Genomic DNA, 19,584 nt, shown 5'->3' on the forward strand with positions numbered 1-19,584 from the left:
CCAACATGATCAATATAATTTTTAATTTTCCTATATTAAGCCTCATTTTCAGCACACCAAACACTATAAATAACTTAATTTATCAAATACTTAAAACAGAACAAATAACAAACACCTAACATAAAAAATCGTTCAACATAAGTTCAAAAAGTAAATCTACAAATTACTGTTATATATAATAATTTCCAGTTTAACCTTATATTTCAATTTATTTAAAACACGAACAAAAATGCCCTTATAAAACATTTGTATATGTAATAAAACATCTCCCCTCAAGCTATATCTTTAAGCACCTGCTCTATTTGAGTAACAAGCTGGCTAAATGTAACTTCTCCAGCAATGACCTTTACTAAATAAGATGCTTTAAATATAGCGATTGAGGGAACTGACTTAATACCATACTGCTGAGCTAAATTCGGCGATTGTGCAATATCAACTTGTCCAAAATTAATTGGTTTGCCATGCATATCATCTACAACTTTTTGAAAAACCGATTTCATATTTTTACAAGGCTGACACCAAGAGGCTGAAAAAAAGATGATTGCGATTTGCTCATTTAATGGTTCATGACTGCAAATAGCCGAAGGAAAATTATCTAAGGTGTATAAAGTAAACTCTGTCATTTAGTCATATCCTTTAGTTGAAATAGGACAGCGTTTGGACTTAGAAAACCGCCCGCCGATCCTATCGATTATGCTTTCAATAAAGCTAGGCAATTTTAAGAACGATATAAATTCCCATCCAAATCATGGCAATAATTTGGGCAAAGAAAAATATAAAGCGCCATGTGGCAACTCGATCACTTTGCACCAGACAAATATGAATCAAACTTTGGGGAATGCGTGCGACTAACACACCTATCGCTAAACTGTCGAGCACTGGGCTATGAAGCTCAAAGTGGTTGATGGCAATAACAATGGCTGCAAAAACAGGAAGATTTTCAATGCAGTTACGGTGTGCTGCCATTGCTCGTTGATACCAGTCACTTCCCTGTGGCTGGCCTGCTTGCCATTCACTTATGGTCGCACGACCAGTCAAAATTCGTGACCAACGATAAACCCCTACCGTGCTAAACAAAATAAGAAGTGTCCAGCCAGCGAATGCAAGCAATATCCAAGTAGGTATGTTCATTGTCTAGGTTCCCAAATTTAGAAAAAGAGAAACTGCGTTCATGCATGCATTAAACATGTGAACGTAGTGATTAAGCTTGAGGTAAACTCAGTATATTAGATAAATCTAATTTAGCAATAGTTAATTTAGCTTCATCTAATATAATGTTTTCAATTATTCTTATCCGCTATAATCATGAAATCTTGATTCGCAATTTCTCTTATGAGAGTGATATGACCGCTAGTCCTCAAAATGCAGATGATCTTTTTTTAATGGAAGGCGCTCAGAAAGCCTCTGATCTTTTAAAGGCGATTAGTAATAAAAATCGTCTTTTAGTTTTATGTTTATTAATTGAAAAGGAAGAAATGACAGTCGGTGAAATCCAGCAAAGAATCTCTCTGAGCCAATCTGCTCTTTCGCAGCATCTTGCAAAAATGCGTGAAGAAGGGTTAGTGACATATCGCCGTGAATCCCAAACGCTGTACTACCGTATAGAAAACCCAGATATCGCAAAAATCATCGCTCTACTTAAAAGTATTTTTCATGCTTAACAAAAGCCGCATGAGTTTATGCGGCTAAGATAAATCAGTTTCGAAGCATTTCATCTAACCGAAGATGTTAAAAACCCTCTTAAAAACCGATCAAACAACCATTCCCTTACATTTGAAATATCGGAACTTAAAAGCTGAATAATGGTGCCTTCAATCATATATAAAAATAATTTGGCATCATGAAATGAGGCTTCCCTATTAAGCGCTCTAAGCTGACTGTAGATTTCATTGGTCAGCCATGTTCTATATTTAATGGCGACTTGATAGGCATTTGAATAATTATTTTTAGTTTCAAAAAAAGAAACCTCGTATAGAAGCGTTGTCACCTAGAAATATCCCGATGCTGACAACACGAGAGCTATTTCAACTGATTGACCCAAGTAATGAAAAGCTAAAAAATAAGTTTAAAACAGGTACAAAGTCGGCTCGTCTAGAAGCGCTCTCTGAGCTAGAAAAACTCCCACTACCGAGTGTGAGTAGCATTGGAAAATCGGCTACTTGGCAAGATGCTGAATGGTATATATCAGCCAATGAGATTTGCCCTCTGCTTGAAAGTGTTCAAGATGCCCCAGCTCTGAACAGCTCTTTAAACCCACTTTTTAAAAATTTAAATTGGCAAAAAATTGGTTTTAAAGGCGGTTCCGAATACGGGGTGATTAACTTTTCTGTGATTGGTAAAACTCAAAAAGGTCATAAAGTTTGTGCAGTATTTACCGCAAATGGAAATGAGCCGCAGCCTGAGTCAAAACTGGCAATATTATTTACAGGCATACTTCAAGCCGTTGATTCTATGAATCCTTAACTATAAAGACCCATCATGACTAGAAGGCATTTAGCAACGCCTTATGATGGGTTGATTTGGAGTTATACAGATACTCACGTACAGTCGTTTTTGAAGAATTTATTATTAAATAAATAGTTGGTGATGAAGATGCCATTAATTATACCCGTAGCGATTGATGAGGGTGCGCTAGAGGTTCTTTGGTATAGCCCTTTTGAAAATATTGAAGATATTATGCTCTGGTGGGAAGCACAAGAAAGCATTGATATATATAAATATAAAACTGACTTAGAAGCCGCTGAGGCTATTCTATCAAATGGCAAAATAGTGAGTGTTAAAACAGAAGAGCAATATGATCTCTACTATGCAATAAGTGCAAAAGCTGAAACTGTAACGCTCATGATCGACACTGACTACAACTCACGCTTATCCTACAAAGGAAAGAAATATTTTCATAAATGAAAGCTTAATTCCCCCCTGATCTAACTTAATAGTACTACAGAAAATATTATGGAAATTTCATTAAGATTTGCTACTTCTGCCGATCTCAAAGCTATAAACAAACGTTATGCTGAGGTTGATTTTGTTCCATCACATGAAAATGAACTTATTGTACTCGCCTCTATTGGTGATAAAACTGTTGGGCAAGGTAGAGTTGTTTCTATTGATTCGAACAGCGGCGAACTCGGTGGAATTTATGTTTTTCCTGACAATGAAGGGTTAGGCATCGCCCGTAAAGTGGTCGATTTCTTAATTAAAAACTCAAAATATTCTGTGCTTTACTGTCTACCTTTTGCCGAACTAGAAAGTTTTTACGGTTCGATGGGTTTTACTCCCGTGAAAGACATAGCTCAGGTTCCTCAAGCTGTAATCAAAAAATATGAGTGGTGTAATAGTAATTACGACAAACCTGTTTTACTTTTAGAAAGAAGTAAATGATGTAAAACTCATAAGAAAACCGCCCCAGAAGGCGGTCATTGAGTATAAACCAGTAGGCATTGCCCACCCTATTTAAGACATTGAGCACGTCGAAATCAGAATGAAATCTCAACGTTTGAGGCGGTCAATTTGTTCATTGATCAGACGTTGTGCAAGCCCAAGGTAGTTCCCTGACTCAACGTCCCAACTCTGTAACTGCCCATCAATGTTCATACGGGCAAGGCCATAAGCCAATGCACGAGTAGATAACAAGGCATCTTCAGCCGAGATACCGACGAGCTCTCCACTCGATACAGCATCATTCAACAGTTGTCGCATCTGGCGACGAATCTTGTCGTTAGCTACACGAAGTCCACTTCCCTCAAAATCGATGACGGCGCGCGTGGAAATCACTTGAAAGTGATGCGGATTTTCAAAGGCCCAAATCAGGAACGCCTGTCCCAATGCACGGTATTGCTCTAAGGGTGAGAGACTCGCTGCTTGAGTGAGTGCCTGATCGATTTGCATGGTGAGACGAACCATGGCCTCTTCTGCAACCGCATTCAGTAGTGCAGTTCTCGATGGAAAATGGCGAAACGGTGCACCTGGTGAAACACCCGCCCGTTTAGCTGCCTCTCGTACAGAAACGGCTTCAATCCCACCCTCTTTTAAAAGAATCAACGTCGCATCAATAAGTGCGGCTTTCAGTGCGCCGTGGTGATAACCCCGTTGTGTGTCTGCCATGAATTTCATCACTTTTAAATTTACGATAGTTTAACTTTGACAGTACTTTGAGATCAATGTAATCTGTGCTTACATTAATCTCAGAGTGCTTCGTTATGAACACAAAGTTACTGGTCACAGGAATACTGGGGGTATTGCTTTTGGGATCGCAAGCCTATGCGAACGAGACCAGTGTTGGCCTATCACCAGTGCAGCAAAAGGATAATGCGCCCCATTTGATCATTGACTCTCCAACAAATCATCAGGTCATTAAAGGGGTCGTCATTATCCGCTGGCATGCGCAAAATATTCGAATATTGTCTGTTTATGGAGAGGCGGCGCTCGCGGTTAAACCAAAACTCGGTCACCTGCATGTTTCGCTTGATCACAATTCTTGGCATTGGGTACAAGCGTCTGAAGAGCCAATCGTCCTTCAGGGACTAGCTCCCGGTGAGCATACCGTCTCTATTGATTTAGCTGATGCAACACACCAAGTGTTAGATCATCAGACATTAACGTTTGTAACCACAAACATAGACTCTAGAAATACGCATCCCCATTGACCAGTAATGGTGTAATACCCATAAAAAAAACCGCCCCAGATGGCGGTCGCTGAGTATAAACCAGCAGGTATATAGAAGTATGGTGGACGAATACTTCTATATTCTTTTATGAAGGAGTTTTCTCGGTTTTCAGAAAATCTTTCGACTTAAAATAATTAATAATCATATCTGCATGCTCTTCTTTTTGAGGAGCGGCTGTCACAGGAAATGATTCTTTAGACATTTTAAATCCGTGCGGAATGAGCTGTGAAATTGGCGGAAATTTGGGTTTCCCACCTTCTGTAATCCGCTCGATAAAACTTGCTAACCAGAGTAAATACTCTCCTTCATTTTCAAACTTAGGCATAACACTTAAATCGACTTTGACTTTACATTCACTAAGAGGCTTGGTGAGCTGTTCATCAAAATCAATGTAATTAAACTTAAGTTTAAACTCAGTCCCTTTAATGGCCTTACGTATCTGACTGATTAAACAATTCAGATTTTGTGTAAGGTCATTGGTGAATAAGTCGTCTTTTTTAATATTCTTATAAACCTTTTCAGCCACGGCTAAATACTTTGGCATTTTTTACCCTCCTCAATCTCAATTGTTATAAAGTTTTGATCTTAAAATGTTTTATGGTTCTGATTATGGCGAAACAAGTGTAAAGGAGTGAAACATTATTATAGTCAAACGTAAGAAGTTAAAGCCTTATGTAAACCGCACTAAACAATCACATAAAAAAAGTATGGTTTTGATAACTCATCCGCAATTTTTCTAAATTATTAAGATGTTTTGAAATATTTATTTTCAATTAAAATTTACCATTTGGTAAAATTAATACGGTCGCATTTGCTGATCTCGTCTTACCAGCCCCAAAACTGATCTACGAACTCTAATTTCTTCTTCAGAAAATGGTAAGTGTTCTTTTAACTCATCTATAGAAAGAGAATTATTTTCTATTAAAAAACAGTCTTGTTCGGTCGTCCAATGTGAAGCCACCGATCCAGTTTGCTTGTAGTAACGTTTCATATACCTGAGTAAATTTATGACCATAAAAAGCTTAAGAATACAGCAAGCTTTTTATAAGTTTTGAGCAGAAAGAAGAATAGGAATACTACCGAAATACGCCACAATAAAAAAGCCAAACATTGCAGTAAAGCCCTGTTTGGCACTTCTAAAAAATGAGTTTAATCCAACTCTAGCTGTTGTCTTAGTTTAAGAATATCGACTAGCCCTTTATCTCTTTTTTGATATAAATCGACATCTTTATAATCTGCTAAAAGCTGTTTCGTTTGTGCTTCTAACAATTCTGTCGTTTCTTCTGAGTGTTGGAAAGCCTGCATATCATTCCACCATTCGGTCATAGGTGGCCCAAGGTGATGAATTGCCTCTTTAAAACCCTTCTGGTTCGCAAGCTCCATATTTATATAAGGGCCAAATAATGCCCATCTCAACCCTGGCCCACTGGTAATTGCGATATCAACATCTTCGGCTGAACATACTCCTTCTTTCACCAAGGAAAAAGCTTCTCGCCATAAGGCTGCTTGCAAGCGGTTCGCGACATGCCCTTTTACTTCTTTATTTAAAATAATCGGGTGTTTGCCTAGTCTTTGATAAAACTCGGAAGCGCGCTTTAAAAGCTGTGGATCTGTTAAATTTCCGCCTACAATTTCAACCAAAGGTAATAGATGAGGTGGGTTAAATGGATGACCTAAAAGTATACGCTCGGGGTGAGCTGCCTCTTTTTGAAAGTCTGAAACTTTTAGACCGGAAGAACTTGAGGCAATCAGCGTCTTTTCAGGACAATATGATGTGATGTCTTGATATAACTTTTGCTTTAAATCTAAACGCTCGGGTGCATTTTCTTGAATAAAATCGACATCGGCTACAGCATCTTTTAAGCTGTTGTGAAGCTCTAGATTTGAAAGAACATCTTGTAAAGAATGGCTAGACTGCTTTTGCAAATCTAAATCTCGTAAATCATTTAAATTTGCTTGTATTCTCTTTTTAAATAATTCTTCATCTATGGGGTATGGGTCATACACCTTTACTTTAAAGCCTTTATATAAAAATAATGCTGTCCAACTTGCGCCAATGACACCAACACCAACCACACCGATTGTTTTAATTTCTTCCATACTTCCTCGCGACCGACCCTATTACTTTTAAAAACTGTCCTTATTGCCTTACACGACTATAAAAATAGTCGACTTCTCATCTTATCTTGGTTACTTAAAGCCATTTTATAATAGGCAAGCTGAACACAAAGTTCATATCATTATTGTACTTTTCTTGCATTATATTCATTTTTAACAGCTAAAATTGCGGCTAAAGATTGCAGCCCTAGAAGCGCTAAACGTGTATGATTGGCAGGGTTTTGAGCGATTTAACTTTCATATGACAAATACATTTTCTGACCACAGGCAAGTTGAAGTGGTGTCTACTTTTGCTGAACTTGTAAATATACATTTTCAGGGAGATCAGAATGCTATTTGTTGGCACAGAAATTTGATGGGCGACTTTAAAGAAATTGTGGCTAAACTTGAATTAAAAGAAAATATTACCGAAATTTCTACTGAAGACTTGCTAGCACTTGAGCTTTCAGAACAAGGTGATTTGGCTCGAGACATTATTTTAAAAGACATACAGCTTTTAACTGATATGGGTGCATCGCCTGTACTTAATTTACTTAAACACTATGAACGTGATGAAGAGCTAGATTTTATTTCAACAGATGTCTATTCATTTCATGTTGATCGCTCTCCTATAGAAACCGATACTTTTTTATGTACTTATCACGGCGCGGCCAGCGATATTGTGTCTAATGATCAGGTTGAGCAAAAAGTTTTAATTCCAGAAATTAGAGAAAAACTCAAAGCATTACACGATGGGCCAGAAGCGGAATTTGAAAGCTTTTTAGCAGAGTATTTTTTTGATTTACATTACCAGCCTAAAGCCCATGCACAACCTATAAATTTGGGTACAGGACACTTGTGGCGTTTGGCGGTAGATCATCCCACTCAAAAGGTTTTACCATGTGTGCATAGAGCACCCGTTGAAAATGATGGTGAATATCGGTTGTTATTGATTTGTTAGGTATTATCGCTTAACCACTGTACAAGATATTTATTGGAATGCTTATATTTTAAAGCTGACAAGAAATGCTCCAAGAAAGTTCGCAACATTTTTAACAAATCTGATTGGCTAACATTTTCCGCATAGCTAGGTATCCAAGTTCCATCATGACTTTTCCCATAGCATTTATAGTTTCCCTGATTAAATTTAAATAAAATTTCTCTATTTATTCCCTGTTCATATAAATCAATTGAGCAATCATATCCTAAGTTTATTGCTCTTATACAAGCAGGCAATTGCTCTAAAAAAACAACCAGATCAGTTTCAATATCTACAGGCCAAAGTTCATGTGAGAAAGCTTTAATCTTAAATTTATTAAGTTTATTCTTAGAAAATTCAGCACAAATGTCAGCTAACACACTAATTTCATTGTCATATTCATCATCGTATTGTCGCAACTGCGTAATATCGAGTTCCGATATTAGTTCTAATTGAATTAACATACCCTTTTATTCCTGAGTTACTTCAATACTAGATGAGAGCTTTCTTATATCATTCATCTTTTATAGTAGACGGAACTACTTTTAGTGCGTTAATTATAGACCTACTCAACTTAGTAACTTACTGCAATCCAGCAAAAAATTAAAAATATTGAGCTAAAGTAGTTGACCCTCACGTAACGTAAGCCCCTAGCATAAAACACGCCTAAGGAAGAAGGAGCTAAAAAGATGCTGTTAAAAGTTGGTGAATTAGCTAAACAAACAGGACTTACTGTCCGCGCTCTTCATCACTATGACGATATCGGTTTACTTCAGCCTTCGGTCCGTTCCGATGCCGGTTATCGACTATATACCCGTAAAGACATTACTCGTTTGCATCAAATTCAAGCATTACGAGGAATGGGAATGTCGTTAGCCGAAATCCATACGGTTCTTGAAGACCCCAATCTTGCGCTTTTACCCATTATTGATCAGCAGATTCAAGCAATTGATCAGAGACTGAATGAGCAAAAGAAATTGCGAAATCAGCTCAGTAAATTGAAATCTCAGATTATGAGTGGTGAAGAACTTGGTTTGGAGGATTGGCTAAAAACACTGGAGCTTATAGCAATGTTTGAGAAATACTTTACAAAAGAAGAGCTTGAAAAACTTACTTTCTTACAAGCAGGTAGTAAAAGTCACCAAGAGTGGCAAGAGTTAACTCAGGCAGCAAATGCACTATTTAATGCTGGCGAACCATATAATAGTGAAGCCGCTCAAGATCTGGCACGAAAGTGGATGAAAACTCTTGAGCAGAATACGCGAGCTAACCCCGAATGGCTTGTTAAATTAAATGCCATAAATTCAGCCGAGCCTGAATTTCAGGAAAAATTAGGGGTTACACCAGAAGTTGTTGAGTTTTTACTTCAAGCGTTTTCTGAAAGTAAGCTGAGTATTTTTGCCCGCTATTTATCTGACAATGAATTTGCTTTTCTAAAAGAAAACTACATTCGTGAGATGAAAAAATGGCCTCAATTATTGGTCGATATTGAAAAATTGATTGATGCCGAAGTCCAACCAGATAGTGAAGGTGCACGACGTTTGGCTCAACAATGGCTTTCTATGCTACAAAGCTATGCTGGTAATAACCCAAGTACTCAAGAAAAAATTCGTACGGCAATGCAAAATGAACCGAGCCTTGCGGACGGCACTTGGCTCAAACCAGTTACCCTACAATTTCTGGAAAAAGCAGTAGCAGCTTTAATGCGCAGTGCTTAGTTATAAGGAAAAGCTAAACCTTATTGCCAAAAAAAAGCCCTCTAAAGAGGGCTTTTTTTATTTATTCTACAGAAATAATTACTGTGGAATAATGTTAGTAGCGCTAGGGCCTTTTTGACCTTGCACAACATTAAAAGTCACACGTTGACCTTCATGTAAAGTTTTGAAGCCAGAAGATGCGATTTCTTTGAAGTGAGCAAAAACGTCTGGACCAGAATCTTGTTGAATGAAACCAAAACCTTTAGTTTCGTTGAACCACTTAACTGTACCAGTAGCTGTGTTGTTAGACATGATATACATCCTATTGAATTTTAAGAACTTAATGTCATGAGACATGACGGGTTTAACTTGGAAAAAATAACGAATTGAGCTTAAGATCTTAAAAACGGAGGATTATGAATAAAGCTTCGATACTAAAAGAGGATTTACTAAACTAATAAGTCTTTTTTCTAGTTAAGCTAATTATACACCAAAAAATCACTTATACAAACTTTTTATATGAATTATTTATTACGACTATACTAAACATTTGTTTACATCTGTACAAATAATTACACTTTATGATCTAAACATATAACATTTTATTTGTTATAGCCCCTTCTTAAATCTTAGATTTATATTAATTTAAAACCTTTATCCGACTTAACAGTATTTATTAATTACAATAACTTAGGCTATGTCTCTGTCCTACTCTATAATATTACTAAATATTATGATTACCCTATGCTATTCAAAAACTATCACGCTTAGAAATATATAAGAATATAAATATTATTAAAAACACTATTAGAATAAATATAAATCAAATTAATTTTAAAATAAAAATTCAATCATTATTATATTTTAACCAGCATCGTTAAAATCATTATTAAACAAACAGTCTATTGTAAGCGCCTTTTCATAGGCACATCACCCTTTCACTGGACCATATAACTTTAAAAAACTGGATGTATTCATTAGGCCTTAGGGTTCGTAACCTATCTTTGGCTTATATCTAGCAATGAACCTATCTATACACTCTTTGAATTTTGAGGACTATCATGCGCCTACATTTTATTGTTCATGAAGATTTTGAAGCACCTGGTGCATATGAAATTTGGGGTCAAAATAATAACTTCAAAATGACATATTCAAGAGTGTATTTAAATGAAGAATTACCTTCTACGGTTGAAGAAATTGATTTTCTTATTGTGATGGGTGGGCCGCAAAGTCCAGATACGACCATTGAAGTATGTTCTCATTTTAATTCACTCGCTGAACAAGCTGTCATTAGGAAAGCCATCCAAGCAAACAAAGTTGTTTTAGGGATATGTTTAGGTTCACAGCTCATCGGTGAAGCTTTAGGTGCCAAGTTTGAACATAGCCCTGAAAGAGAAATTGGTAAGTTTCCTATTATGCTGACAGAGTACGGTTTTAAAAATTCTCTATTCTCACATTTAGGAAAAATGACAGAAGTTGGCCACTGGCACAATGATATGCCCGGGTTAACGAGCGATGCAAAAATTATTGCTTTTAGTACAGGTTGTCCGCGACAAATCGTTGAATATTCGAAATTAGTTTATGGTTTGCAGTGTCATATGGAGCTAACCCCTGAAGTCGTCGAATTACTCATTCAACATTCAGCAACTGAACTCGATCAAGCTCATGATTATAAATTTGTTAACACCCGTGAAGAATTAAGAAAACACGATTACCAAGAAATGAATCAAAATCTATTTATTTTTCTAGATAAATTAAAAGATGAATATTTACAACTCAACTAAATCACAGTAAAGCCCTTTTATCAGGGCTTTCTTTCGTGAAGTGAGTTGAACTGTCATGCAGATAGCAACAGAATCTCAAGTAGTAGATGGTCGCTATACAACATCTAATAAAATAATAGCGCCTGTCACACATGAAGCGGCTGATATGCAAATTTAGCTTTTAGGTTTTAAGACGGCTATATCACACTTTCAACACGCATTTGTTCTGCGCACTGTAGGGCACGTTGCAAATCTTTTTGTAAATCGACCACCGATTCTAGTCCAATATTTAAGCGCACCAAATAGCCATTTTTAGGTAGAGTGGTATGAGTTCGATAAGCTTGCCCAACAGGTAAAATCAAACTTTCAAACCCACCCCAAGACAAACCAATGTGAAATAATTGCAGCGAGTCAAAGAATTTTTGTACATAAGAAGGTTCAGACTCTTTTAAATAAAAAGCAAATACTCCAGATGAACCATGAAAATCTCTCAACCACAAATCATGATAAGGGCTAGTTTCTAAGCCAGGATGAAGCACTTCCTTAATAGCCGGATGTGTTGCTAGAAATTGAGCAATAGTTAGAGCACTGTTTTGATGCTGCTTTAATCTTACCGCTAAACTTCGCAAGCCACGTGAAGCTAAATAAATGTCGTCTGGACTTGTAGTCTCACCAAACAAATGTCCAGTTTTAGCGAGTTGTTCGTATGTTTCAGCATTTGCAGTAGCTACGCCCATTAATATGTCAGAATGGCCGCCAATGTATTTAGTTACGGACTGAATAGAAATATCAGCACCATGCTTTAATGGTTGAAAAAGTAACGGCGTTGCCCAAGAGTTATCGACTAATACTTTTGCGCCATATTGATGGCTAATTGCAGAAATTGCCGCAACATCACTCAGTTCAAATGTCATTGAACCCGGTGACTCAATAAACACCACACTGGTACGATGATTAATTTTTTCAGTTAATGCTTCAAGGCTGGTAGAGTCAAAATATTCAACACTTACCCCCATTCGGACTAATATATTGTCAGCAAAATTTCGCGTTGGGCCATAGATGTTATCTGCAATCAAGACATGGCTATTTGCCTCTACACAAGCCATAAGTGCATGTGTACATGCCGATAAGCCAGATGGAAACACCATACTACCCGCACCGCCTTCAAGTGCATTGATTGCACTTTCAAAAGATTTAGCTGTTGCGGCGCCGAAACGGCCATAATGTCGATATACCCCACCATTTCGTTTAAATTCTTCCCACTCTCTAAAGCTATTTACAACAATAGTAGAACCGCGAAAAACAGGTGTGTTGACTAGACCATCAAAGCGCTCGGGTGTTCGTCCTAAATTAATGACATCTGTACTGAATTGATTCACTTTTATATTCCGAGAAACCTATCAACTTTATTACCAATTCATGATAGTGAGGTTTCAATGGATATAAATTTTAATCTTTTCTATTTTTTATCTTAATATTAGATTTTTATTTCTTATTTTTACTTAAAATTAGAATTTAAATCCGATATTTATTTCTTAGAGTAAAATATGATTTTATAGCGTCCTGTGTAGATCTGCTTGTTGTTCGAACTTGCTGTTCTGAAAGGTACTTCTCACACTATTCTTCATCCATGATTTGCTGGATACGCTTTTGGTAATTATTTAAAAAATCATGCGTCACGCGGAAATGTTCCGTTTGCTCATACTGGATTTCACGGATCCCAGTTTCAGAAAATTGATAGATTTTAGCATTCGGGTAAGCCAGTAAAATTGGCGAGTGCGTTGCAATGATGAGTTGTGATTGGTTTTTGCATAATTCGTGAATAGCCGACAAAGCGACAAATTGCATAGTAGGTGATAGAGCCGCTTCCGGTTCATCTAATAAATAAAGCCCTTCACCTTGTAATTTATGAGTGAGCAGTTTTAAAAAGCTTTCCCCATGTGAACACGCATGAATATTACCACCATAACTTTTTACATAACCCACTTCATTCATATATGTGCCGACATTGTAATAACTTTCGGCTCTTAAAAAGTAATAGTCTTTAGGCTTTTTAAAGCTTTTAATCATTCTTAAATACTGAAATAAACCTGATGAACTACTCGCTGAATTAAGTCGCACGTTTAGAGTGCCGCCTTCTTCGGAAAAGCCAAGTGCCAAAGCGATGGCTTCCATAATCGTCGACTTACCAGAGCCATTTTCACCAACGAAAAAAGTAACGTCTGGATGGAAGCTTAATTGTTCAATATTATTAACGGCTGGTACCGTAAATGGATAAATTGACCAGTCTGCCAGCATATTTGCTTTAATTTGTACCGAACGTAAATAAGGCTTAGCTTCTAGCATTTTTGCTGGTCCTTAATTTTTAATAGTATTCGCAGTTTTTATTAGAAAAAATTTAAAGGAAGTTCTGTCGTATATTTAATTTGCTCCATGGCAAAACTAGAACTCACATCAGCCAAACCATTAATTTCAATTAATTTTTTATAAACTTTATCGAATTCAGCAACATCTGATACGGCGACTTTAAGTAAATAATCTGTTTCACCTGCCATTCTATACACTTCAATCACTTCATCTATGCTATAGATATGAGAGTGAAATTTTTGAATCCACTCAATATTGTGTTGAGCAGTTTTAATAAACACCATCACAATCACATTAATGTTGAGTTTTTTACGGTCTAGCAAAGCGACTTTTGCACGGATAATACCCTCTTCTTCCATTTTATGTATTCTGCGCCAGCAAGCCGTGTTGCTTAATCCCACCTTTTCAGCAATATCACCTATTGCCAATGTGCAGTCCTTCTGTAGAAGATCTAATATTACACGGTCATATTTATCTAAATTTAACTTCATATCTTCAAGCTTCTCTGCACTATGTATTTGCAATAAATCAAATCAATGAACAATATATTAGATTGTTATTCTAATTTTAATAAAAAAGATATTTACCTATATTTTAAATGATCTTCGTGCATTCGAGGCGCATTTATTTCTATTGTCCACCTAACAATTTATTTTTAAAGCTTGAAAGTTTAGATGAGCTTTTATTATTATCTTGTACATATTCGGTACAATAAAAGAGACAAGAAAAATGCCAAATCAATTTGATGCTGTTTCTATAACAAAAAAAGCGAATGTTCATTACGAGGGACACTCTATTAGTCATGTTATTGAACTTGAAGATGGTACAAAAAAGACTTTAGGGGTGATTCTTCCAACAGAAAAAGCGTTAACTTTTAAAACCCACGTTTCGGAACGCATTGAGATCATTTCGGGGAAATGTAGTGTTCAAATTGGCGATGATCCGGATACTAAAGTCTACTCAAGTGGTGAGTCTTTTAATGTTCCAGAAAATAGTAAATTTAAAATTATTACAGATGAAGTTATTGATTACGTCTGCCATTTAGAATGAATCAACATTACAAAGCCATACCTTTCATAGGATGTGGTTTTCCTATGAACAATTTCATCTTTTCTTAAAACTAGACAAGATGAAGTTTAAATTTTTAGTACCTAAGCACTTTTACAATTATCTATAAGCTTCCACCACCATCAACATTGAGAACTTGGCCGGTAATAAAGCCCGCATGATCTGACAATAAAAAAGCGACTGCATGTGCAACATCTTGTGGAGTACCTATTCTTCCCAAAGGAATACTTTCTAATATCGCTTTTTCAGCTTCACTTCCAACGGGTCGGGTTTTTCTAAAAAGTTCCGTTTCAATTGGCCCCGGCGCGATACAGTTTACGGTTATTCCAAACTCAGCCAACTCAAGTGCCCAAGTTTTAGTACACCCGACCAATGCACTTTTTGCTGCCGAGTATGCTGTCCGTTGTTTTGCTCCGTAAATTGCCCTACTGCCAATATTAATAATTCGCCCAAAGCGTTGTTCTTTTAGTTGAGCAACAAAATGCTGAGTCACTTGTATAGCCGCTCTTACATTTAAGTTCCAAACCTCCTCCAAGGCAAGAAAGGAAATCTGGCCCAAAGGTTGGGGCAAACTAATTCCTGAGTTATTTACGATTCCATGTATGACATGAGATTTAGCAATTAAAGCCAAGGTTTCTTCAGTTTGTTCTATATTGGATAAATCACAACTAAAAAGCTGTCCGGGAAAGTCTATATGGTCGATATTTCTGGCAATACCAATCACGTGATGTCCCTGCAAGGACAGTTCGTCGCTAATTGCTTTTCCAATACCTTTCGTAGCACCTGTCACTAAATAAGTGTTTTTCATAGCGGATCCTTATTAGACATAAAATAGTTTCTGGTTCGTTCTCCCCCTGTTAACTACAAAAATAATAAAACACTCACTATGATTTTTTATGACGATAAGCAGATTTATATAAACTCAAGAAAACTATAATCAATATCTCCAAAATGGACATGACTTTATTTTGATTTTCTTATTTGAAATTAAGACATGGTTGTATTTGTATACGTTAAAAAGTTGTTATAGTCATTCGACTTGAATTGGTCTTTCAATCTCTGAGTTTAAAGGCAAAATTGAGTGACTAAGTTTAAGTAAATACATTAAAAAGAGTACGAAATAATGAAAAATTCAGTCGATGAGAAAAGAAGAATTTTCCGAGATCTCCATAAAGACGGATGCTTTATTTTACCCAACCCTTGGGATGCAGGCAGTGCAAAAATACTCGAACAACTGGGCTATAAAGCACTGGCAACAACAAGCTCAGGTTATGCATGGTCTTGCGGAAAGGCTGATGGTCAACTCGACCGAGATGAAACCTTGGCACATCTACGTTATATGGTTCAGTCCACTAACCTACCTATAAATGCTGATTTTGAAAGTGGCTTTTCAGATACAACTCAAGGCGTCATTGAAAATGTTCTGATGGCACTTGATACAGGTATAGCGGGTATTTCTATTGAAGATTCAACGGGAAATAGTGAAAAGCCGCTTCGTGATATTCCTGATGCTGTTGAAAGAATAAGAGCAGCTCGCGTAGCGATCGATCAAAGTGGAACTAACGTCATGCTTATTGGTCGTGCTGAAAACTTCTTTGTGGGTGTACCCGATTTAGAAGATACCATTAACAGGTTAAAAGCATATTCAGAAGCTGGTGCTGACTGCCTGTATGCGCCTGGTATTAAAACTCGTGAACAAATCATCGCTGTGGTGAATGCCGTTTCACCAAAACCTGTAAACGTTTTAATTGGTTGGGATAGTGATTTAACGGCAGCAGAACTTGCAGACTTGGGTGTAAGACGTATTAGCCTTGGTGGTGCATTAGCTCGTTCAGCTTGGGATGGTTTTATTAAAACAGCAAGTGCGATTGCCGAGTCAGGTAATTTTCATTCGCTCAATACTTCGGTTTCAAGTGGCGATCTTAATAGTCGATTTAAATAAGATTTGAATAAACGGCTTTATTTAGTACCTTTTAGCTAGGACCTCTGTTATGCCTTTAAACATAACGCTTTCAAGCCATCGCATACGACTGCGCCTATTAACTATTGAAGATTCAAAAGACCTTGTTACCGCTGCTTCAGATGGAGAACTATGGAACCTCCCTTTCACTGTAGTTCCTTCAGCAGAAACAGTAGATGACTATATTCACCATGCACTAGAAGGTTACCAAGCGGGTACGGTTCTTCCTTTTGTAGTCGAAGACATTGCTACAGGAAAAATTATTGGGTCTACCAGATTTTGGAAAATAGATAGAAAAAATTTAAAGTTAGAAATTGGAAGTACTTGGTACTCAAAATCGTGGCAGCGAACATACGCAAATACAGAAGCAAAATATTTGCTGCTTCAATATGCCTTTGAAGAGCTAAATTGCGTTAGAGTTCAGTTCACAACAGATGTACTTAATGAAAAATCCCAGAATGCGATTTTAAGACTCGGTGCCCAGAAAGAAGGTGTGGTTAGAAATGAGCGAATCATGCCTGATGGCAGAAAAAGGAATTCAGTCAGGTTCAGTATTATTGATGAAGAGTGGCCGAGCATAAAAGATAAACTAATTAAAAAGTTAAATTGTTATTAATTTTTCCTGAGGCTTTATTGCCTGCAAACCATTGCAAATGAGTCTCATTTATATATACTTTACACACTTTTTTGAGTCTAGTCGGCACTCCTGTTTGTTCGCTTGAATAGTCGCTCTTTTTTAGCCTTTCACGATTTTTATATCACTTAGGTATACTTATGTTTGCTTTCTCCCCGCGTAAAAATTTAATTACTGTTGAAATTTTAAAACATAGTAGCCCCTTACTTTTATCCCTCATTCCGATGATGTCTTGGGCAGAAGCAACCGCGATTCAACCAGCGCAACTAGAAACGATTAAGGTTCAGGCTGAAGCAGACTCAAGCTATATCGCAACACAAACAGCGTCGACGCTTAGAGGCAAACAAAAAAATCTAGAAAGCCCGCAAACTGTAAACGTTGTATCGAAGCAATACATGAAAGATTATTTACCTGCAAACTTGGACAATGCATTGACCCAAGTCAGCGGCATTACGCAGGGTAATACTTTAGGGGGTACACAAGACACCGTAATGAAACGCGGCTTTGGTGATAACCGTGACGGTTCAATTACTGTAAATGGCATGCCAATTGTGCAAGGCCGAACCATGAATGCGGCAGTTGAACAAGTTGAAGTTTTAAAAGGCCCATCTTCATTACTCTATGGCATTATGGACCCGGGTGGTGTGGTCAATGTCATTACAAAAAAACCCGAGACTACCCAGAAAACTGAACTTTCCGTATACGGCTCAAGCTTTGCTGCGGGTAAAAATGGCTTAGGTGCAAGCATAGATACCACAGGTGCAATTAGCGACAGTAACTTTGCTTATCGCTTTATTGCAGATCATTCCGACGCGGACTATTGGCGTAATTTTGGTAATCTCAAACAGACTTTAATTGCTCCGTCTGTCGCATGGGATAATGGTCAAACTAAAGTGAACCTGAGTTATCAATATCGTCACTTTGATGTACCTTTTGACCGCTCTACCGTTTTTGACCCGAAAACCAATAAAGCCCTACCCATCTCTAAATACCAACGTCTAGATGAAGCGTTTAACCAAATGAAAGGCGAAGATCATTTGGCGCAATTGTTGGTAGATCACCAAATTAATGATAACTGGTCGGCTCACTTTGGTTATACCTACAACTACGAAACTTATGATGCTAACCAATTACGTGTAACCAAGTTAGATACAACTAAACATACCGTGACACGCCGTACCGATGCGACTTTAAATGCCCAAAGCGTAGACAGTAATGCTCAAGCATATATTAATGGTTCAACCAATTTGTTTGGTTTAAAGCATGACATTCAGTTCGGTTCAGACATCGAATACCGTAAGTATTTCCGTCCAGATATGGTTCGTGGTAATACCTCAACTTTAGATTATTTAAATCCAAGTTTTGGAACTGTTGAGCCATCTCAAAATGTTATGGCATCAGATAGTGACCAAACCGATAAACTGCATACCTATGGTTTTTATGTACAAGATGCAATTCACTTAAATGACAAATGGATTGCTGTACTTGGTGGACGTTACCTGAACTATCAGCAAACTGCTGGACGTGGCAGACCGTTTAAAGAAAATACCAATACCAATGATGATGCTTGGCTTCCACATGCAGGTTTAGTTTATAAATGGAATGACCAGCTTTCATTCTATGGCAGCTATACCGAGTCACTTAAACCGTCTTCTTCTATTGCACCTTTGGGTGGTGATGCTGTCATTAACTCTGATGTTCAACCTGAACAAGCCAAGTCTTATGAAGTTGGCGCGAAATATGAGTTAAATGACCGTGTTAAAGCAAACTTTGCACTCTACGATATTAAAAAACGTAACGTTTTAGCTAAAGTGACCAATTCATCAACTGGTGAAGTTGAACTGCATACGACAGGTGCGGTACGTTCTAAAGGTGCTGAACTCGACCTGACAGGACGTGTGACCGACCAGCTTGATGCGACTCTCACCTATGCTTATACAGACGCGAAAGTGACTGAAGATGAAAGTGGCCTTGAGGGCAATCGCTTAAATAATGTAGCGAAAAATACTGCTTCTTTAGCATTGGCCTATAACTATGGCGAACTTTACAACGGTAATTTACGTTTTGGCGTAAGCGGCAATTATGTTGGTAAACGTGCTGGCGATTCGGAAAATACCTTTGACCTGCCTGACTATACCCTTGCCAATGCCTTTGTAAGTTATGACACGACCATTGCTAAACAAGCGGTTACGTTCCAATTTAACTTAAATAATATCTTTGACAGAACCTACTACACAGCTAGCGTCAATAATTTAGCCGTGTCTCAAGGTGACTCTCGCCAAGCGGTATTACGTGCAACCTTTAAATTTTAAAACATGGGATCAGAGCAGTGCCTAAATCACTGCTCTTTTG

Annotated in this window: 23 protein-coding genes and 3 pseudogenes; 12 read left to right on the forward strand and 14 right to left on the reverse strand. The window is 37.4% G+C overall.

Annotation, left to right across the window (positions count from 1 at the left end):
• Positions 1-272: 272 nt before the first annotated feature.
• Together ACG59Z_RS10440 and ACG59Z_RS10445 are read right to left on the reverse strand one after the other, a co-directional pair.
• Positions 273-623: a thioredoxin family protein gene (locus tag ACG59Z_RS10440; protein WP_400199206.1), complete on the reverse strand. Its 351-nt coding sequence runs from the start codon at positions 621-623 to the stop codon at positions 273-275.
• An 85-nt stretch (positions 624-708) separates the two neighbouring features.
• Positions 709-1,131, reverse strand: a complete 423-nt coding sequence (locus tag ACG59Z_RS10445; protein ID WP_400199207.1) for an MAPEG family protein — start codon at positions 1,129-1,131, stop codon at positions 709-711.
• 212 nt (positions 1,132-1,343) lie between these two features.
• On the opposite strand from ACG59Z_RS10445, the gene ACG59Z_RS10450 reads away from it, so the two are divergent.
• A complete protein-coding gene (locus ACG59Z_RS10450) occupies positions 1,344-1,661 on the forward strand; it encodes an ArsR/SmtB family transcription factor (protein ID WP_400199209.1) in 318 nt (105 codons plus the stop codon).
• A 50-nt stretch (positions 1,662-1,711) separates the two neighbouring features.
• On the opposite strand, the pseudogene ACG59Z_RS10455 reads toward ACG59Z_RS10450, so the two are convergent.
• A pseudogene (locus tag ACG59Z_RS10455) lies at positions 1,712-1,963 on the reverse strand (TetR family transcriptional regulator); the annotation flags it as partial.
• On the opposite strand from ACG59Z_RS10455, the pseudogene ACG59Z_RS10460 reads away from it, so the two are divergent.
• From ACG59Z_RS10460 to ACG59Z_RS10470, 3 genes and pseudogenes are all read left to right on the forward strand, one after another.
• A pseudogene (locus ACG59Z_RS10460) lies at positions 1,960-2,463 on the forward strand (serine hydrolase); the annotation flags it as partial. The pseudogenes ACG59Z_RS10455 and ACG59Z_RS10460 overlap by 4 nt on opposite strands.
• A 129-nt stretch (positions 2,464-2,592) precedes the next feature.
• Positions 2,593-2,904 (forward strand): hypothetical protein, encoded by a 312-nt coding sequence (locus ACG59Z_RS10465; RefSeq protein ID WP_400199211.1) that lies wholly within the window; start codon positions 2,593-2,595, stop codon positions 2,902-2,904.
• A 48-nt stretch (positions 2,905-2,952) separates the two neighbouring features.
• On the forward strand, positions 2,953-3,381 hold the full coding sequence (locus tag ACG59Z_RS10470; RefSeq protein WP_400199213.1) for a GNAT family N-acetyltransferase: 429 nt from the start codon (positions 2,953-2,955) through the stop codon (positions 3,379-3,381).
• A gap of 108 nt (positions 3,382-3,489) precedes the next feature.
• Here the strand turns inward: ACG59Z_RS10470 and ACG59Z_RS10475 are convergent, their stop codons facing one another.
• Positions 3,490-3,903 (reverse strand): TetR-like C-terminal domain-containing protein, encoded by a 414-nt coding sequence (locus ACG59Z_RS10475; RefSeq protein WP_400199268.1) that lies wholly within the window; start codon positions 3,901-3,903, stop codon positions 3,490-3,492.
• Between the two features lie 72 nt (positions 3,904-3,975).
• A pseudogene (locus ACG59Z_RS10480) lies at positions 3,976-4,113 on the reverse strand (TetR family transcriptional regulator); the annotation flags it as partial.
• A gap of 86 nt (positions 4,114-4,199) precedes the next feature.
• Between ACG59Z_RS10480 and ACG59Z_RS10485 the strand changes: the two are divergent.
• Positions 4,200-4,646 (forward strand): DUF6130 family protein, encoded by a 447-nt coding sequence (locus ACG59Z_RS10485; protein ID WP_400199215.1) that lies wholly within the window; start codon positions 4,200-4,202, stop codon positions 4,644-4,646.
• A 106-nt stretch (positions 4,647-4,752) separates the two neighbouring features.
• Here ACG59Z_RS10485 and ACG59Z_RS10490 read toward each other — a convergent pair whose 3' ends face one another.
• The 3 genes from ACG59Z_RS10490 to ACG59Z_RS10500 all read right to left on the reverse strand — a co-directional run bounded on the left by ACG59Z_RS10490 (position 4,753) and on the right by ACG59Z_RS10500 (position 6,767).
• Entirely contained in the window at positions 4,753-5,211 is a 459-nt protein-coding gene (locus ACG59Z_RS10490; protein ID WP_174736347.1) for a hypothetical protein, read from the reverse strand.
• A gap of 252 nt (positions 5,212-5,463) precedes the next feature.
• On the reverse strand, positions 5,464-5,658 hold the full coding sequence (locus ACG59Z_RS10495) for a hypothetical protein (RefSeq protein ID WP_284118476.1): 195 nt from the start codon (positions 5,656-5,658) through the stop codon (positions 5,464-5,466).
• Positions 5,659-5,816: 158 nt separating this feature from the next.
• Positions 5,817-6,767 (reverse strand): 3-hydroxyacyl-CoA dehydrogenase NAD-binding domain-containing protein, encoded by a 951-nt coding sequence (locus ACG59Z_RS10500; RefSeq protein ID WP_400199217.1) that lies wholly within the window; start codon positions 6,765-6,767, stop codon positions 5,817-5,819.
• 259 nt (positions 6,768-7,026) lie between these two features.
• Between ACG59Z_RS10500 and ACG59Z_RS10505 the strand changes: the two genes are divergently transcribed.
• Positions 7,027-7,725 (forward strand): DUF1826 domain-containing protein, encoded by a 699-nt coding sequence (locus ACG59Z_RS10505; RefSeq protein ID WP_400199270.1) that lies wholly within the window; start codon positions 7,027-7,029, stop codon positions 7,723-7,725.
• Here the strand turns inward: ACG59Z_RS10505 and ACG59Z_RS10510 are convergent.
• Positions 7,722-8,207, reverse strand: a complete 486-nt coding sequence (locus tag ACG59Z_RS10510; protein WP_400199219.1) for a hypothetical protein — start codon at positions 8,205-8,207, stop codon at positions 7,722-7,724. The genes ACG59Z_RS10505 and ACG59Z_RS10510 overlap by 4 nt on opposite strands.
• A gap of 225 nt (positions 8,208-8,432) precedes the next feature.
• Between ACG59Z_RS10510 and ACG59Z_RS10515 the strand changes: the two genes are divergently transcribed.
• Positions 8,433-9,461: a MerR family transcriptional regulator gene (locus ACG59Z_RS10515; RefSeq protein ID WP_263613361.1), complete on the forward strand. Its 1,029-nt coding sequence runs from the start codon at positions 8,433-8,435 to the stop codon at positions 9,459-9,461.
• 78 nt (positions 9,462-9,539) lie between these two features.
• On the opposite strand, the gene ACG59Z_RS10520 is transcribed toward ACG59Z_RS10515, so the two are convergent.
• Complete coding sequence (locus tag ACG59Z_RS10520) at positions 9,540-9,752, reverse strand: cold-shock protein (RefSeq protein ID WP_002054492.1); 213 nt, start codon at positions 9,750-9,752, stop codon at positions 9,540-9,542.
• 749 nt (positions 9,753-10,501) lie between these two features.
• Here ACG59Z_RS10520 and ACG59Z_RS10525 point away from each other — a divergent pair.
• Positions 10,502-11,224 carry a type 1 glutamine amidotransferase gene (locus ACG59Z_RS10525; protein ID WP_400199221.1) on the forward strand — a complete coding sequence of 241 codons (723 nt, stop codon included), beginning with the start codon at positions 10,502-10,504 and terminating at the stop codon, positions 11,222-11,224.
• A gap of 176 nt (positions 11,225-11,400) precedes the next feature.
• Here ACG59Z_RS10525 and metC read toward each other — a convergent pair whose 3' ends face one another.
• The 3 genes from metC to ACG59Z_RS10540 form a co-directional block, all read right to left on the reverse strand.
• Positions 11,401-12,582: a cystathionine beta-lyase gene (gene metC / locus ACG59Z_RS10530; RefSeq protein ID WP_400199223.1), complete on the reverse strand. Its 1,182-nt coding sequence runs from the start codon at positions 12,580-12,582 to the stop codon at positions 11,401-11,403.
• 238 nt (positions 12,583-12,820) lie between these two features.
• The gene (locus ACG59Z_RS10535; RefSeq protein ID WP_400199225.1) at positions 12,821-13,549 is read right to left on the reverse strand and encodes an AAA family ATPase; all 729 of its coding nucleotides are present in this window, start codon (positions 13,547-13,549) and stop codon (positions 12,821-12,823) included.
• 41 nt (positions 13,550-13,590) lie between these two features.
• Entirely contained in the window at positions 13,591-14,061 is a 471-nt protein-coding gene (locus tag ACG59Z_RS10540; RefSeq protein WP_004702573.1) for an Lrp/AsnC family transcriptional regulator, read from the reverse strand.
• 238 nt (positions 14,062-14,299) lie between these two features.
• Between ACG59Z_RS10540 and ACG59Z_RS10545 the strand changes: the two genes are divergently transcribed.
• Positions 14,300-14,620: a pyrimidine/purine nucleoside phosphorylase gene (locus ACG59Z_RS10545; RefSeq protein WP_004702576.1), complete on the forward strand. Its 321-nt coding sequence runs from the start codon at positions 14,300-14,302 to the stop codon at positions 14,618-14,620.
• Between the two features lie 121 nt (positions 14,621-14,741).
• Here ACG59Z_RS10545 and ACG59Z_RS10550 read toward each other — a convergent pair whose 3' ends face one another.
• Complete coding sequence (locus tag ACG59Z_RS10550; RefSeq protein WP_240060858.1) at positions 14,742-15,446, reverse strand: SDR family oxidoreductase; 705 nt, start codon at positions 15,444-15,446, stop codon at positions 14,742-14,744.
• A 315-nt stretch (positions 15,447-15,761) separates the two neighbouring features.
• Between ACG59Z_RS10550 and ACG59Z_RS10555 the strand changes: the two genes are divergently transcribed.
• The 3 genes from ACG59Z_RS10555 (at position 15,762) to ACG59Z_RS10565 (ending at position 19,544) form a co-directional block, all read left to right on the forward strand.
• Positions 15,762-16,580, forward strand: coding sequence for an isocitrate lyase/phosphoenolpyruvate mutase family protein (locus ACG59Z_RS10555; RefSeq protein ID WP_400199229.1), 819 nt, complete (start codon positions 15,762-15,764; stop codon positions 16,578-16,580).
• A gap of 49 nt (positions 16,581-16,629) precedes the next feature.
• A complete protein-coding gene (locus ACG59Z_RS10560; protein ID WP_400199231.1) occupies positions 16,630-17,214 on the forward strand; it encodes a GNAT family N-acetyltransferase in 585 nt (194 codons plus the stop codon).
• A 158-nt stretch (positions 17,215-17,372) separates the two neighbouring features.
• The gene (locus ACG59Z_RS10565; protein ID WP_400199233.1) at positions 17,373-19,544 is read left to right on the forward strand and encodes a TonB-dependent siderophore receptor; all 2,172 of its coding nucleotides are present in this window, start codon (positions 17,373-17,375) and stop codon (positions 19,542-19,544) included.
• The last annotated feature ends 40 nt before the right edge of the window (positions 19,545-19,584 follow it).

Origin of the sequence: Acinetobacter sp. ABJ_C1_1 (assembly GCF_044684115.1) — a bacterium.
GTDB classification, from domain to species: domain Bacteria; phylum Pseudomonadota; class Gammaproteobacteria; order Pseudomonadales; family Moraxellaceae; genus Acinetobacter; species Acinetobacter nosocomialis_A.